Raw genomic sequence first — 14775 nt, 5'->3', positions numbered from 1 at the left:
ATTCAGGAACTCCTGAAATACAGTCTGATCTCCCGAACACTTTGACCGTATAGTTCAGATCTTCCAATCAGTGCTTTACCTATAGTGTATCCAGTTGTTTTACTTTTGGATTTCCTGCTTCTACGGTCATAAAATATAAAAGTTTAATTCAAAAAAAAACTGATTGTTGGATAAATTATACAGTCCAGATCTCGTTCAATCCTATTCTTATGCCCTGGACTTTCAAGACATTTACCACCATGCATTGCAGAGATCTGTCCCATAGTGGATTTTCATCCTCAAAGGCCATGGTAGGCAACCGCAAAAAGTCCCCGGCTTTTGAATTGAAGCCGGGGACAAATGGACAGGATAAATTTTAAACGGCTGGATTCAGACAGTGAATCAGTCTTAAATGAATCGTCTTACTTCAAAACCCCCATTACCGTTGGCAGCCACAGGGACAGCTGCGGGATGTAGGTCACCAGCATCAGGACAATGAAGATCGCTCCAAAGTACAGAAGCAGCTGCTTGAAGACCGACTCGATTGTAACCCCGCCGACTCTGACGCCAACAAACAAGGTCGTTCCAACTGGCGGCGTAATGGTGCCAATGCACAGGTTGAAGATGATCATGATTCCGAAGTGGATCATATCCATACCGAGTTCCGTGCAGATCGGCAGGAAAATCGGAGTGAAGATCAGGACAGCTGGGGTCATATCCATGAAGGTTCCGACGATTAACAGAATGATGTTGATCATCAACAGGATGATGACTTTACTGTGGGTCATGCCAAGGATGGCCGAGGAAACCATCTGAGGAATGCCGGTGAAGGCCATAACCCAGGACATAATGGAAGAAACACCGATCAGGAAGATGATGATGCCAGTCATTTCCGCACTTTCTTTCAAAACTTTTGGTACGTCGGACCATTTCATGGAATGGTAGCCATAGATCGAAAGCAGCAAGGAATACACAACGGCGACAACAGAACCTTCAGTGGCGGTAAAGGCACCAAAGATGATGCCGCCGATGACGATAATGATCAATAACAGGCAAGGAATCGCCTGAACAAACATTTTGCCTTTTTCTTTGGCGGTGTATTTCACCGTCGAACGGTAGCCGTTCTTTTTGGCCAGAAAGTAAATGACAACCATGCAGGCCAGACCCCAGAGAATACCCGGAATGTAGCCAGCCATGAACAGGGCGGATACCGAAGCGCCGCCAGCAACCAGCGAATAAGTAATCATAACGTTTGATGGTGGAATCAGAAGACCAGTCGGCGCGGTGGCAATGTTAGCAGCGGCGGAGAAGTCTTTTGAGTAGCCCTCTTCTTCTTCAACTGGACCAATGATAGAACCCATTGCGGAAGCGGCGGCGGTTCCGGAGCCGGAAATTGCACCGAATAACATATTGGCAATCGCGTTGGTCTGGGCCAGAGCACCAGGCATGCGGCCAGTCATAATTTTTGCCAGGTTGATTAAGCGGATGGCGATGCCGCCTTTATTCATGATGTTGCCAGCCAGGATGAAAAATGGAATGGCAAGTAAGGAGAACACGGAGATTCCGGAAAATATCCGCTGGGAGGCAGTAACGACCGCTACATCTGCGGGCATAATCGGCAAGATAGCTGCGACAGAGGCGATGCCTAAGGCAATGGCAATCGGCACCCCCATAATGAGCATGATGGCCAGAAGGACCAGAATGATCAGTCCAGAAAGTGTTGCGATACTCATGCGATATCTCCTTTCTCTTCATATCCGTTTTCGAATTTCAGTTTTTCGCCTTTGGCAAGGTCGTAGATATTCAAAATGCAATAGACGCAGATGGCAACACCGCATACAGGCAGGATGGAATAGATGTAGCCCATTGAAACGCCTAGCGAGGCAGTTTTTTGCTGCATGGACAGCTGCATGATGCTCCAGCCGCCCCAGACCATGGTCAAAAAGGCGAAGATAAAGATCAGCACTTCAATGACAATGTCCAGAATCTGTTTGGGCCTGCCGGTCAGTTTGTCCGCAATAAATGCCATACGCATATGATCGCGTTTGCCAAATACGTAAGTTCCCGCAAGCAACGACAGCCAGGTAAAGCTGTAAGTCAGTAATTCTTCAGAGAAGGTCGATGGAGCGTTGAAAACATAACGCGTAACAATCTGGTAGGTGCCCAGAATCACCATGAAGCCGAAAATGAAGACGCAGGCTCCCATGATGATCTTGTCCATCCATTTGCGGATGATTTTATCGGTTTTCATTTGGTTTCTCCTTCCTCGATTAAAGCTGTATCTGAACTCGTGTTCGAATTCTTGTCTTCATATTCCTGATTAACTTTCTGAATATGCTCATACATCTCCTCAATACCCGGGTTCTTTTTGATCATGTCCTGTTGAACCCCCTGGACTTTTTCACGGAATGGCTCAATGTCGACATCGACAAATTCAACACCCTGAACGTCTTTGGCATAGATGTAGGCCTCTTCAACAGCTTTATCCCATTCAGACATTTCCAGTTCCGTTGCATCCTGGGCAGCTTCCATAAAAACGTCATATTCTTCATCACTCAGAGAATCGAGGAATTTTGTATTGCCGAGCAATACATCCGGCACCATCTGGTGCTGGGTATAGGTGTAATACTTCGCAACTTCACCGTGTTTATTGTTGGTTAAGGCCAGTTCATTGTTTTCGGCCCCCTGAATGACTCCCTGCTGGATGGCAGTGTACACTTCACCAAAACTCATCGGGCTGGCAGCTGCTCCAAAGGCATTCACCATGGCTACCGATGCCGGAGATTGCTGAACACGAATCTTCTGGCCTTTCAGGTCCTCTGGCGTTCCAATTTTCTTGGTGGAATAGAAGTTTCGGACACCCGCATCAAACCAGGTCAGAACACGGAAGCCCGATTCATCGGTCGAATTGTAGAGCTGGGACATGTAGTCCACATCGTTCATGACAGCGTGATAGGCATCCCGGCTGGTAAACAGATAGGGCATCGAGAAGATTTCATAATCGCCTTCAAATGTTTCTACGTTTGCGGTTCCAGCCACGACAAAGTCAATCGCACCTGTCTGACACAATTCAATTGCCTTCTGCGCCGAGCCAAGCAGCTCATTTGGGAAGATCTGGATTTCGTATTTGTCGCCGAGCTTGCTTTCAACGACTTCTTTGAACTTCAGCAGGCCCTGATGTTCTGGATGTTCTTCAGATTGGGCATGGGAAATTCGGACAATTCGTTTTCCGCCCGTATAGGAACATCCGCTAAATGTAAGAGCCATGCCCAGGCAGACCGCACCGGCTGCCAGTTGCTTCATTCGCTTCATTTCAGTTTCTCCTTTTTCTGAGTTCAATTACTTATTGTGTAACCCTTTACAGACATTAAGATACTGTAAGGGCTTTACTTTGAAAATTTTATTGCCCACAAAAAAAGCCTTTTTTACATAATTTCCATATTGATTTCGATTAGTTTTCGAAAATAATCTTTATGTAAGCTTTATTTAATGAATGATATTTCACAAATTATCATCTGATTCCTCCCCTCTTTTTACCATTTCCCTGTTACACTTTCCGAAAGCCGTTTCATATTCTGATACGTTTGTGCAAAATGATCCCGTTTTTTTCTTCTCTGGTCTTCACATTCAAAAATGAAAAGCAAGCCTCCAACCGATCGTTCAAGAACGCTTGAAAGGCTTGCTGGATTGCAATTGGAAAGAAGATACAGGTCACACGCCTGGAATTTATCGGACCGTCAATCTCTTTTCTGAAGAGAAATCCAATGCAGACAATGGTAAATCCAAGAGTGTCCGCCAACAAATATCCCGTAACCCTTTTCATTGAAGTTTCACTGGAAAATACCGGATTTTCAGGGGATTTAATGTGGAATATCTTTCAGGCCAAAGACTATATCTTTTCTCTTTTGTGCACTTGCATTTTCGATTATGCATAATTTCATTTTATCTATCGAACTTTTCCCTCTGCTGTTTTTCTGTGCTGGTCATTGTTGTTCGCTTTCATTCCCAGCATTTTGTTTCTTTCCCGTTTCAAAAATCAGGTTGACCAGTTGAGTCCAGAAGATTTGCCCGATATAATAATTTCAAATGTGGAAAAGGTTACAGATATTTACTTTCGTTTTTTCATATAAAAAAAACAATCGCTCAAAGAGTCTGCCACACTTCTTTCCGAGCAAAACAATTCGATATGAATTCTCATTCATCTGTAATTCTTTGAACTCTATTTTCATTTTCCTGCATTTGTTTTTCATTCCCTGTCTGTCCTCCAGAAGAAACTCTTGCTTTTTCTTCCGGATCATCCATACCAAACAAAGGAGATTTTTCTATGAATATGTACGATATCGCCAAGGAGACTGGCTTTTCGATTGCTACAATTTCCCGCGCGATCAATAACTCCGGGTACGTCTCTGAAAAGACCCGCGAGAAAATCATGAAGGTCATCGATGAAAAGGGCTATTCCGTCAACCCTTTTGCCAAAGGCATGGCGACTTCAACCATGTCTTTAGCCGGCGTATTGAGCACAGATTCCCGTGACTTATATCAGGCGGAATGCATTTACTACCTGCAAAACGCGCTGCGCAAACAGGGCTATACAACCCTGCTTGCCTGCACCGGCTCTGAACTGAAAAACAAACAGGAAGCCATGCGGCTTTTACTTTCGCGGAATGTAGATGTTATCTTCCTGATCGGATCCGGTTTTGTCGAAAAGAGCGGCCGGGACAATATGTATATCAAAGAGGCTGCCAGCAAGATTCCGGTCATTTTAATGAATGGTCTGCTGGAAAACTCAAAAGTTCATTCCATTCGCTGTAATGATGTCAAAGGCATGAAAGAGCTGGCAACGGTTGTTCTCAATGGTGGATCTAAAAAACCAATTCTTCTGACCCGCAAGCTGACTTTTTCTGCCCGAGAAAAAGTTAAAGGCTTTGAAGAAGCCTGCCAGAAAGCTGGAATCACCACTGAAGGCCGGATTTTGCAGCTTGATCCATCTCGGAAACTGAGCGAGCATGTTGGAGAAGTCCTGGATGGCCAGGATTTTGATGCCATTCTCTGTGTGGATGATGAAATTGCTGTTTTTGCGATGAAGTACTGTCTCAATCATGGATTCTCCATTCCAGATCAGGTACAGATCACAGGCTATAACAACTCCCTGCTCTCCGATATGCCGCCCTGCGAAATCACCTCGTACGACAACCTGCTTAATTACCTGTGTGATACTTCCGTTTCCTGCATGGTTCAGGTTCTTGATGGCAAAGATTATCCCCGCGACTCTGTGTTCTCCGGTACTCTCGTAACAAAAATGTCTACAAACCAGACAGAAGAATAAGGTGCCTGAAAAACAGGAAGACTGAAGATATCAGTGAATCCTGGAAAATATGAAGGGTACCCAACTGTTACCTTATCTTGGCGAATCAAGATATCAATATTCCTATATAACTATTTTATAATTCAACTTATTGTGGACTTTTTATGGTATCATTCAAACAGGTGATGACATTATGATCGGCCCTGAAGATTTAAGAAGAGAACGCTATACCACTGGACAAATTGGGAAACTTGTAGGGAAAAACTACCATACAATTGCCCTTCATAAAAACAAGGGCATGATTAATATGGTGCAGGATCCAGTTTCCGGGTTCTGGTATGCCGATAAAAAAGACCTGATTGATTATCTGAAAAAACTCGGGTTATGGAACAATTCCGAGAAAAAGAATGCTATCTATGCCAGGGTTTCTTCCCATGATCAAAAGAAACATGGTGATCTGGACAGACAGATCGGCAGGCTCTGCCAGAAAGCTTCTGGCGCAATGATCTTTTCTGATGTTGGCAACGGCCTGAATACAGAACGCAAAGGACTAAATAAACTCATAGATGAGGTCATTCATAATAAGATTGATGTCCTCTATATTACTCATAAAGACAGACTCACCAGATTTGGATACGGCTATCTTGAAAAGTTTTTTAATGCCCATGGAGCAATGTCATTTAGCTTAGTTTTTGATAGTTAGTATTGTCCACCATCCGTGCACAGATGGTGGATTTTATATTTTCTGGTTTAACGAAAATTAGCTTTGACAACAACTCTATAATTGTCTAATTTAATCCTTATCACGTTGAAAACATAACTTTATAAGGAGGAAAATATGGCAACTAAAGTTACTTCGCCGTCCGTGATTTATCAAAAATTCATGAAATCCCTTGAGGAATTTGCCTACAAACAGGAGAAGATTCTTGCTTCTCAAACAGGAGCTTTCTCACGAAGTCATTATCGATCATCAAAAATAAACTTGTTCCATTTCCTGAATACATCCATTATCGGGAATGGATCAACACTCTCCGATTTATCCATGAACTATTTCGGCATGGGCAGTGTAAGACCATCTGCTTCGGCACTTGTTCAGACAAAAGCCAAGACTCCAGTCAGCGTATTTTCAACACTGCACAAAGCCACATTGGCACTTTATTCCATGGATAAAAAATATAAAGAACACAGGGTAATCGCTTTTGACGGAACCAATGAACCTGTTGCGCCAAATGAAGATGAACCTGACTACATCATTTATACCAAGAACAAGGAAAACATTATCCGGGCCGGTATTCACGTTAACGCAGCCTATGACGTACTTAATGACAAATTTTTAGCCATCGTCACTCAAGACCAGAGGTCCAAAGACGAACGGGGCGCTGCTATGAAAATGGTCAAGGAGATTCATGAAGCTTATCCTGGCGAGACATTTCTCTTTGTCATGGACAGAGGGTATTTCTCTTACCCATTATGTAAGCTTATTGAATCCTTAGGGCACAAATACCTCATACGTATGAAAGAACGAGAGTATAGCTGCCTGACTTATACAGAGCTTGACCATACAGAAGACCAGCAGATCAGCCGCATTCTTACCCACCACCAAAGAAAAGGGGAAAAAGAAAACCCCCAGATGAAATACCTGGTCAAAAAATCAATGAGACAGATTGATCCAGAATCTGAATTTATTGATTTTGACTGCAGGGTGGTAGCTATCGAGATTGGCGACAACGTCTGGGAAGGACTGATTACCAATCTGGATGAAGCAGAATTTCCTCCGGAGGCTCTTGGATTTATTTACCACCTAAGGTGGCGAATCGAGCAGAGTTTCTCCTGGCTTAAATATGGAATAGGAATGAAACGTATCCACTCGATAAAAGCAGAATACATCATTCAGGAGATTTATTCATCCCTTATCTTCTACAATCTGGTTTCCGAGATCAAAAAGTGTGTTCTTGAATCATCTCAATCAGATAATAAAGAAGAGAATCAGACAACTTATGAATACCAAATCAATACAACTAAGGCGATACGGGCTATCAGGAACACGTTTACTCCGAAATGGACGAAAAAACGAACAATCTGTCAAATTACAAAAGCGGAGTTTCAAGCTCTGACCGAGGAGCTGCTAAGAGAAAAACTACCTGTTCGACCAGAGAGGAGCTTCAAACGAAATCTCCATCCCAATCGTTTGATATGGTTCACTTACCGATAAGTGCATTATATGCGCATCTTATTGATACAAACCACCCATACAATTCTTAAAAACGGCTCTTATCGAAGGGTTGTTTTTAGTGCACCTATTTTGATGAATACAGCCAAATCAATCAGTATATTTTGTGCTTGGTTGGTGCATATGGATATAATCAGCAGCAAATTCTATTCCTATCATCCACTTTGTCTTTGATTTTTATACAAAGTTTGAGGTCATATTTTTCTAGCTAAATGACATTGGCCCATGGAGTCAAAATCATAGTGACCGAGGGTAAGCCGGATAAGAACTATCAGGAGGAGCTGGTAGACGATATGATGTCGCTCCTTGCCTTCTTTTCCGGGCAAATGTATGGAATGAGAAGTTCTCAAAGAAAAAAGATTGCCCAACAGGCCAAAGAAGCAATTGAAGAACCTCTCAAACAGGAAGAAACAAGAGTTTGGGAGGCCTGTAAAAGAAAGGAGCTGCATATATGGCGACAAAAATGAAGATTCGAGAAAAAGTCCCTTATCAAAGAGCAGCTCTTTTTGATGAAGAATCGTTTACACTCACTTCCTCCGGCCGTTTTGGTAAAGAAGGATGTCTGGATAAAAAATCACTGCTCAAACCAAAGGAAGAAGCTGTGGCGCAGCTGGCGGAACTTAGAGCCTATATTGAAACAATGGCAGAACATTTTTCGCAGATGGTTCATTCGGCATGGGTGATGATCTGCCATGGAATGGAAGATGGCGAGATTAAAGCTTCTCTTGTCGAAAAGTATTCTGTTAAATCGAGAGTAGCGAATGCGGCAATCAACCAGGCCCGCACCAAAATGAATTCTCTGAGCGCTCTCAAAGCGACACAGGTGGAGGAACTTGAAGCCAAAATCAACGCCTATAATGATCTGCTTGAAGAGCAGAAAAAAGAACATAAAGAATGGCATGAGAGCGTAAACTGGCATAAGCCGCAAAAAGGTGACTGCCAGAAAAACAGATACTGGAAGCGAAAACTCAACAACATGAAAAACCGCCTCCATGGAATGAAGCAGAAACTGGCTAACTGGAAAGAAAAAATTGAAAACAGTTCTTTTTCATGCTGCTTTGGATCTAGAAAACTCTTTAAGGCTCAATACCATTTAATAGAAGCAGGATTTGCAAACCACGAGGAATGGAAAGCGGCCTGGAGAAAAGCCAGAAAGAAAAGCTATTATCTGTTTGGCAGTTCGGATGAGACTCAGGGAAACCAGTTGTGTCAATTAACACCAGAATCTAAACTTGGCTCTGACTGGTTCAGTCTGCTTCTTAGAAGCGGGTTTAAAGATGACAAAACTGAGCATCACATCGCAGTGCGGATTCCATATCTGAAAAAAGAACTGAAAGACAATCTCGAAAACCGCTCTGTTTCCTATCGTTTTGTTCTGAAAGATAAAGGACTGTATATCCAGCCGATGGTTACAATCCAGAAAAAAGAAACCTATGAACCACAGGGAATGCTTGGAATCGATATTAATGATGGATTCTTCTCGGTTACTGAAAGTGACGGCCAGGGAAAATTTGTTTCTTCCCAGGATATCACCTATTCAAATTCAGGCTCCAAAGCGGTAAATGCCACCGTTATGGCTCAGAAGCTGTCTGAAATTTTTACCAGAGCAGAGAAGCTCCATTATGGGGTTGCCATCGAGACAATCAATCTTACGAAGAAGAAAACAAAGATTCAAAAGAGATGGGAAAGAAAATATAACCGAATGATTTCAAATTTCCCATACTTAAGATATATGGACAACTGTGAAGCATTATCACTTAAAAGCGGTGTTCCCCTTTATTACGTCTCCCCTTACTGGTCATCCGTTCTTGGGGATGAGAAGTACTCTGAAAAGCTGGGGATCAGCCGTCATCAGGCGGCAGCCTATGTGATTGCCCGGCGGGCTCAGAATTACAGCGAATTCTATATTCCTCCCAAAAAAGGAAAGTCCAAAGCAAAGAAAACTGAAACAAAGAAGTCTGAAACAAAGGCATCAAAACCATGTGCGTAACTGGCATTCAGCAATGATGTAAGTCCATTCTGCTTTGAAAATTCAGCCTCTTAGTCCACTTGATTGAAGTGGCCTCACTTGTTTTATTGCGGCATGGGCGAAAGCCCAAGGTGTCTTGCAATGTATTTTTGAAATGCATTTAATCTGCAGTCCGCTATATATGAAGCGAGTCCAACTCTGTACAAACGCAAGTTTGTTGGGCACGGAAAAGTTTATCCTTCATCCCGGTTAATGGCCAGCGGATCATTAGCCTTGCTCTGAAGGTGAAAGAGCTTTTTTCAACCCAGCAGAGGAACCAGCCGTAGGGATTCTAGGGCAGCTTCATTTTATCCGTATAGCTGGATTAGCTAAAAATAGGCTACGGTAAAGCCAGAAAAACCGCAAGACCAAAGCAGAAAAACTGCAAGGCAAAAACAAAGAAAGATAAATACCGAAATCTGAAAAAAACTGCATCTTCGCGATGCAGTTTTTTTGTAGCTTTTTGTTTCCTGGCAATCTGACTTTCAGCTTGCACAACTGAAAGTCCTTTGGCCGGAGCCGGTCAGGCAGCCTGCAGGCAATCCTGTCACAATCAAATCATCGAAAAGGAGTGATCAGCATGAATAAAACAATTCTTTCAAAGATTACCGGGATTGCAATTGCCTGTTTTTCAACGCTCATGCTTGGCGGATGTATGGTTTCCGGCGGTGAGTATTATGCCCAGATTGATTCCTCCAAAGCGGAAGAAAATGTTCGGGAAGCTGGGGGCATCGTTGATTTTTCCGGTGCCGGCGGATGTAACTATCGGATCAATCTGCCAGCCTGTGATGAAAATGGAGACTGCCAGGACCTGACTTTTGGTCTGGACGAACTGCCGACAGATGGCACCTACGTTAAACTTGAAGTCCAGCCCATTCGCGGCGTAGTCAACGCCATTTTTACCGAAGAAAAAGACGTTCCCTCTTCGGCGATCAGCGCCCTGCAGCATGAACAAAGCGTCGAATCCAGCGATTCAAAGTGACTGAAACTACGAAAAATCAGTTGCAAGCCCGGCATTGAATTCAAAACAGTCTGTCCGCCATTGACTATTTATCTGCACCTGCCAACGCTTTTTATCTTCGACTGGAATGAATTCCAGTCGTTTTTTGTTCAGACCAATCTAAATTTCTGATACAGAGCAGATTCTTGCGATTTTGGCATTGAAATGTATACACAAAAGAACGTTTTGTGATTATTGGCATACTTTGTTTTTGATAAGAAAAAAATCGAGCCTACTCATTTTTCGGATAGCGATCAAAATTCATCAATTGAGAATACATTTTCGGTATTAACGGTTTTGCCAATCTAACATTATTTTTTACTTCTTTAGTTTTTATTATTGACAATTATAAAGCATCCATTTATTTTTTAAATAAAGAAAGGGACGGTATTATAAATGAAGAATGTAAAACAAGCATTTTTTTGTATTTTGTTAGCCAGTTCTGCTTTAACAACACCAATCCATGCTAACGAGATGGTAAACACTTCATCAATCAGTGAAGATGAAAATGATTTTTATAAATATTTTCATATATCCAAGGATGAAGTGGACAAATTAACAGAAGATGCGTTCCAATACGCAGACCAAGCCCCGTTGGTAAGTGATAAAGATCAATCAGCTTCACGGACAACAGTTGGAACTTGGAGCCTTCGAGATGGCGTGATCTGCGTATCGGATGCTAAGTTGGGACCAGTAAATTATGGCCACGCCGGAATTGTAGCTGCGGCTCCCTATTATAATCAAAGACGACTCTCATAAATTCGAAACACCTTTAGGTGTCATGGATTTTATATTCACCATTTTTCGTTTTTCCTACATTCAGAAGCGAAAGATGGTATTTTTTATTTGAACAAATATTAACTTTTTATTAAGTGTTGGATTGAGCGTTGAAAACTTAACACTTTTCTGCAGGCTCCTGCCGATCAGAAAAACGACTTTTAGAAAGGAGCAGTCGAGATGTTAACCGTTTCTAGTACTCACCAGGATTTTTTACAGGATCTGAATGGCCGGATAGCCATCATGCACTCTTCGCAAATTGACAGGCTTAACGATCTGTCATACGCCATGGCTTTAGGTAAGGTCACTCTGCTTAATCTGGATCCAGTTATAGATGTGATTTCTCACCTGTATTCCTCCAGAGGGCGACCTGCTGCCGATCCACGGATGCTTATTCGTTCTCTGATTCTTATGTATCACTTCCAGGAAACCAGTATTCAGTTATGGCATGACCGCCTTGAGTACGACTTTTTACTCCGGGTACTTTGCGGCATCAGTGGACGCAACCCAGCAGTCGGGACCTATTATTCCTTAATGGATCGACTTTATCTGTGGGATATTTCTGTGAACATCCTTCCCGCAGGAAAGAATAATAAGCCTAAGAAAGCTAAAAAGCCAAAAGGCAAGCCGGGACGAAAGCCAAAAAACTCTGCCAGTCCTCCAGATTCTGATATTGATCAGTCCGGGACACCAAATCCAACCAGAAAGGGAGAAAAAATGAACCTGAATCCTCCCGGGGCGACAACCTCCCTGGCGATTCAGGCTCAAATGGGCGAGATTGACCCAGAAAGGTCTATCAGGATTCTTCAAGCTCTCTTTAAAGAAATTGCGGTGGAACCATCTATCGCAATGGGCCTGATCGATCCGGGTAATCTCATTCTTTCGGGTGATGGAACCGCTGTCTATGTTCACGCAAACAACAGAGGTCATCATCTATTAGAATACACTGGAACCGAAAAATTTGATACCCTTCGTCGTTATTCTGATCCTGATGCCAGTATTGGTTTTGACAGTGATAAGGGAGATTACTATTTTGGCTTTACAGGCTATTTTAACGTTGTTCATAACTCCGATAAAAATATTGATCTGCCAATCCACTTTATGATCGAATCTGCCAGAGAACACGATTCAACCATTTCGATTAAAGCAATAAACCAGGTCAGGCACTTATATCCGAACATAAACATTACTCATCTCTGTCTGGACAGCGCCAGTGATAATGAAGCGACTTTTCAGCTGTGCGAAAACTGGTCTATCAATCCCGTTATCGACCTCAATAAAAGAAGAGGAAAAGGAACCGAAAAAGGCAGCGTAACCATTTCCTCTACCGGCAAGCCAATATGCAAATCAGGCGAAGAGATGTACTGTACTGGTTTTGACAAAACACATAATGCCTATAAATATCGCTGTCCGTATGTTATGAAGCGAATTCCGGAGTGCTCCCATCGTGACGAATGTTCAAAAGGTACCTATGGCCTCTCCGTCTACCTGAAGTGTAACAGTGCCAGAGAAAGGGCTATGCAGAAGCATGGAACCAAAGAGTGGAAGACAGTTTATAACAATCGGACAAGCTGTGAGCGAGTCAACAATCGTTGTCTGAATGATTACGGTCTCCACAAAACGAAAACACGTACTCAGCGCCGGATATCATTTGTAACCTTTCTTGTATGTGTAAACATTCATACAGATGCCTGGTTAAAAGAGGAAAAGGCAGCTAATAATTAGTGTGAAAAAACAAACTAGTATTCCTACTTTTTTTAATGCGGCCTTTTTTTCAGATCGACTGAAACTGACTTCTCAAAACTTTCTTTGAGAAAGACAGAACTAATAAAAGCCGCTTAGCTAATATTTTATTAATAATTAGTTAATAATTTATTCAGATTCCTCCTAGAATTTATGAGAGTGCTCTCAAACTATAGAAGCTTTAAATCCGTCTGCAGGTGTTCAAGCAGTGGGCGGATATTGGCCGAGTCGAGAAGATATGCAGGGAAGAAGAATTTACCAATGTGGAGTGATCACTACAAGTATAGAGCAAGACCAGCAAGCCGCGATTATGGCATCTCAATGGATTGGGAAGCCGTACGATTGGAGGAGTACCCTTACCACGACTGATACGTTTTATTGCTCACAGCTGGTTTATCAGGCTTATCGTTTAGGGGCTGGATATACACTACCTCACAGTACTCCGGGTGTGATTTTTCCAGCAGATTTGCTTCATGGTGGCGCAACAGAGCTGATTTATCGCTATGAGCCATAAAAAAAACGGTTCTAGAAGAAAAAAGGTCCTCCAGAACTACCTCTGCAAGATAATGATTCTATCTCTAATTCTTTTTCAATTTGGCTGCGTCAAAGAACAGCCTTTAGCAGCCGCTGATTACCTTCTCATAACGGATGAAGAGCTGGCTACTCTGAATGGGCCTTCCTCATGGGAAACAGTTGAAAAGAAAGAACGTTATTCAAAGGACAAAAACTTATTTTATTTTACCAATATGTTTTTTGAAGATGATGAATTTTATTATGGAAAGACTTGTATTGATAAAAGCGGAAAAGTATATCTGGAAAAAATAAGCAAAGATCCTGTGCAAGTAACGCGCAAGGAATTTGACTATGGCGACACAGACTGTATGGCGTTTAATGGAACTGAGCTTCTGACTACAGCAAACCGATTTCGAGAGCTGGTGATCTGCCGATACGATAAAAATCTGGATTTGATAGAAGAGCACTCTCTTAAATGGATACAGGAACAAAATGTGGAAGGTTTTAGGTGCTGGCAAATTCTTCCGTTTAATGAAGGCTGGATTTTTCTGATCTCTATCCATCCTTCCGGGACAGATAGTTTTTATAATGAAAACCATCTTTTATTCCTGGATTCCGAGTTCCAGGTTCAGTCTGATTATGATCTTGGATTCTATGATGGAGCCTACTCTTCTTTTGTACTCCTGGAAGACCTAGTTTATCTTAATCGATATGCCCAGAAGGACCCGAATTCCTTTGAGACGATGTATCCCAATATAATTGACGTATTCAGTCTGGAAAGCCATGCGATCGTGAATTCCTATACTCTTCCCTATACGACCAATGGAAGTTTTGTTCAAAACGCTCCTGATGGTGTATTGGTTCTGGAACGGACATCAGCCCAGACAGATCGTCACATCCCCATCGTCCTTCTCTGGCCTGAAACAGGAGAAGTTGTTCCAGTCGTTATCGATTATGAGTATCCATATGCAAGTGGACCAAATCCATTCATCTCAGTCGACCAAGACAGAATCTACTTTACCTATCGGGCAGTTATCTATAGCTATTGTCTGACGGACCGAACATTGGGGACTGTAAATCTTGAAGAACTCGGTTTTTCTGATTATCTTTTATTTTTGAAATGTTCGACCAGCTGATCTGGGTGCGAACGCAGTTCTTTATTTGCCTGCAAAAAAGAGACTCTGCAGTCGGAGTTTCAAACCCCCTTTTGAATTATAGTT

The 14775-nt window shown here is 42.5% G+C and carries 12 protein-coding genes; 9 read left to right on the top strand and 3 right to left on the bottom strand.

What is annotated here, in order from left to right; genetic code table 11:
• Nucleotides 1-401: 401 nt before the first annotated feature.
• Genes U4956_RS10230 through U4956_RS10220 form a run of 3 tightly spaced genes read right to left on the bottom strand, consistent with a single transcriptional unit; the run spans nt 402 to nt 3291 of the window.
• A complete protein-coding gene (locus U4956_RS10230) occupies nt 402-1712 on the bottom strand; it encodes a TRAP transporter large permease (protein WP_323090565.1) in 1311 nt (436 codons plus the stop codon).
• Entirely contained in the window at nt 1709-2230 is a 522-nt protein-coding gene (locus tag U4956_RS10225; protein ID WP_323090564.1) for a TRAP transporter small permease, read from the bottom strand. The genes U4956_RS10230 and U4956_RS10225 overlap by 4 nt, the downstream gene beginning before the upstream one ends.
• Nucleotides 2227-3291, bottom strand: a complete 1065-nt coding sequence (locus U4956_RS10220) for a TRAP transporter substrate-binding protein (protein ID WP_323090562.1) — start codon at nt 3289-3291, stop codon at nt 2227-2229. The genes U4956_RS10225 and U4956_RS10220 overlap by 4 nt, the downstream gene beginning before the upstream one ends.
• A 1012-nt stretch (nt 3292-4303) precedes the next feature.
• On the opposite strand from U4956_RS10220, the gene U4956_RS10215 reads away from it, so the two are divergent.
• From U4956_RS10215 to U4956_RS10180, 9 genes are all read left to right on the top strand, one after another.
• Complete coding sequence (locus U4956_RS10215) at nt 4304-5305, top strand: LacI family DNA-binding transcriptional regulator (protein WP_323090561.1); 1002 nt, start codon at nt 4304-4306, stop codon at nt 5303-5305.
• Nucleotides 5306-5477: 172 nt separating this feature from the next.
• Complete coding sequence (locus U4956_RS10210) at nt 5478-5987, top strand: recombinase family protein (protein WP_323090560.1); 510 nt, start codon at nt 5478-5480, stop codon at nt 5985-5987.
• A gap of 135 nt (nt 5988-6122) precedes the next feature.
• A complete protein-coding gene (locus U4956_RS10205) occupies nt 6123-7496 on the top strand; it encodes an IS4 family transposase (protein ID WP_323090559.1) in 1374 nt (457 codons plus the stop codon).
• Between the two features lie 469 nt (nt 7497-7965).
• A complete protein-coding gene (locus U4956_RS10200; RefSeq protein WP_323090558.1) occupies nt 7966-9504 on the top strand; it encodes a hypothetical protein in 1539 nt (512 codons plus the stop codon).
• 598 nt (nt 9505-10102) lie between these two features.
• Complete coding sequence (locus tag U4956_RS10195; protein ID WP_323090557.1) at nt 10103-10504, top strand: YxeA family protein; 402 nt, start codon at nt 10103-10105, stop codon at nt 10502-10504.
• Nucleotides 10505-10918: 414 nt separating this feature from the next.
• The gene (locus U4956_RS10190; protein ID WP_323090556.1) at nt 10919-11281 is read left to right on the top strand and encodes a hypothetical protein; all 363 of its coding nucleotides are present in this window, start codon (nt 10919-10921) and stop codon (nt 11279-11281) included.
• A 198-nt stretch (nt 11282-11479) separates the two neighbouring features.
• Complete coding sequence (locus U4956_RS10185; RefSeq protein WP_323088323.1) at nt 11480-13024, top strand: transposase; 1545 nt, start codon at nt 11480-11482, stop codon at nt 13022-13024.
• Nucleotides 13025-13280: 256 nt separating this feature from the next.
• Nucleotides 13281-13556: a YiiX/YebB-like N1pC/P60 family cysteine hydrolase gene (locus tag U4956_RS14460; RefSeq protein WP_416347414.1), complete on the top strand. Its 276-nt coding sequence runs from the start codon at nt 13281-13283 to the stop codon at nt 13554-13556.
• Nucleotides 13557-13608: 52 nt separating this feature from the next.
• A complete protein-coding gene (locus U4956_RS10180; protein WP_323090555.1) occupies nt 13609-14691 on the top strand; it encodes a hypothetical protein in 1083 nt (360 codons plus the stop codon).
• Nucleotides 14692-14775 lie beyond the last annotated feature (84 nt).

It is taken from the genome of Allobaculum sp. JKK-2023 (assembly GCF_034745455.1).
GTDB lineage: Bacteria > Bacillota_I > Bacilli_A > Erysipelotrichales > Erysipelotrichaceae > Allobaculum.
The sequence above is the reverse complement of the archived record's forward strand: the minus strand, read 5'-3'. Positions and strand labels throughout refer to the sequence as shown.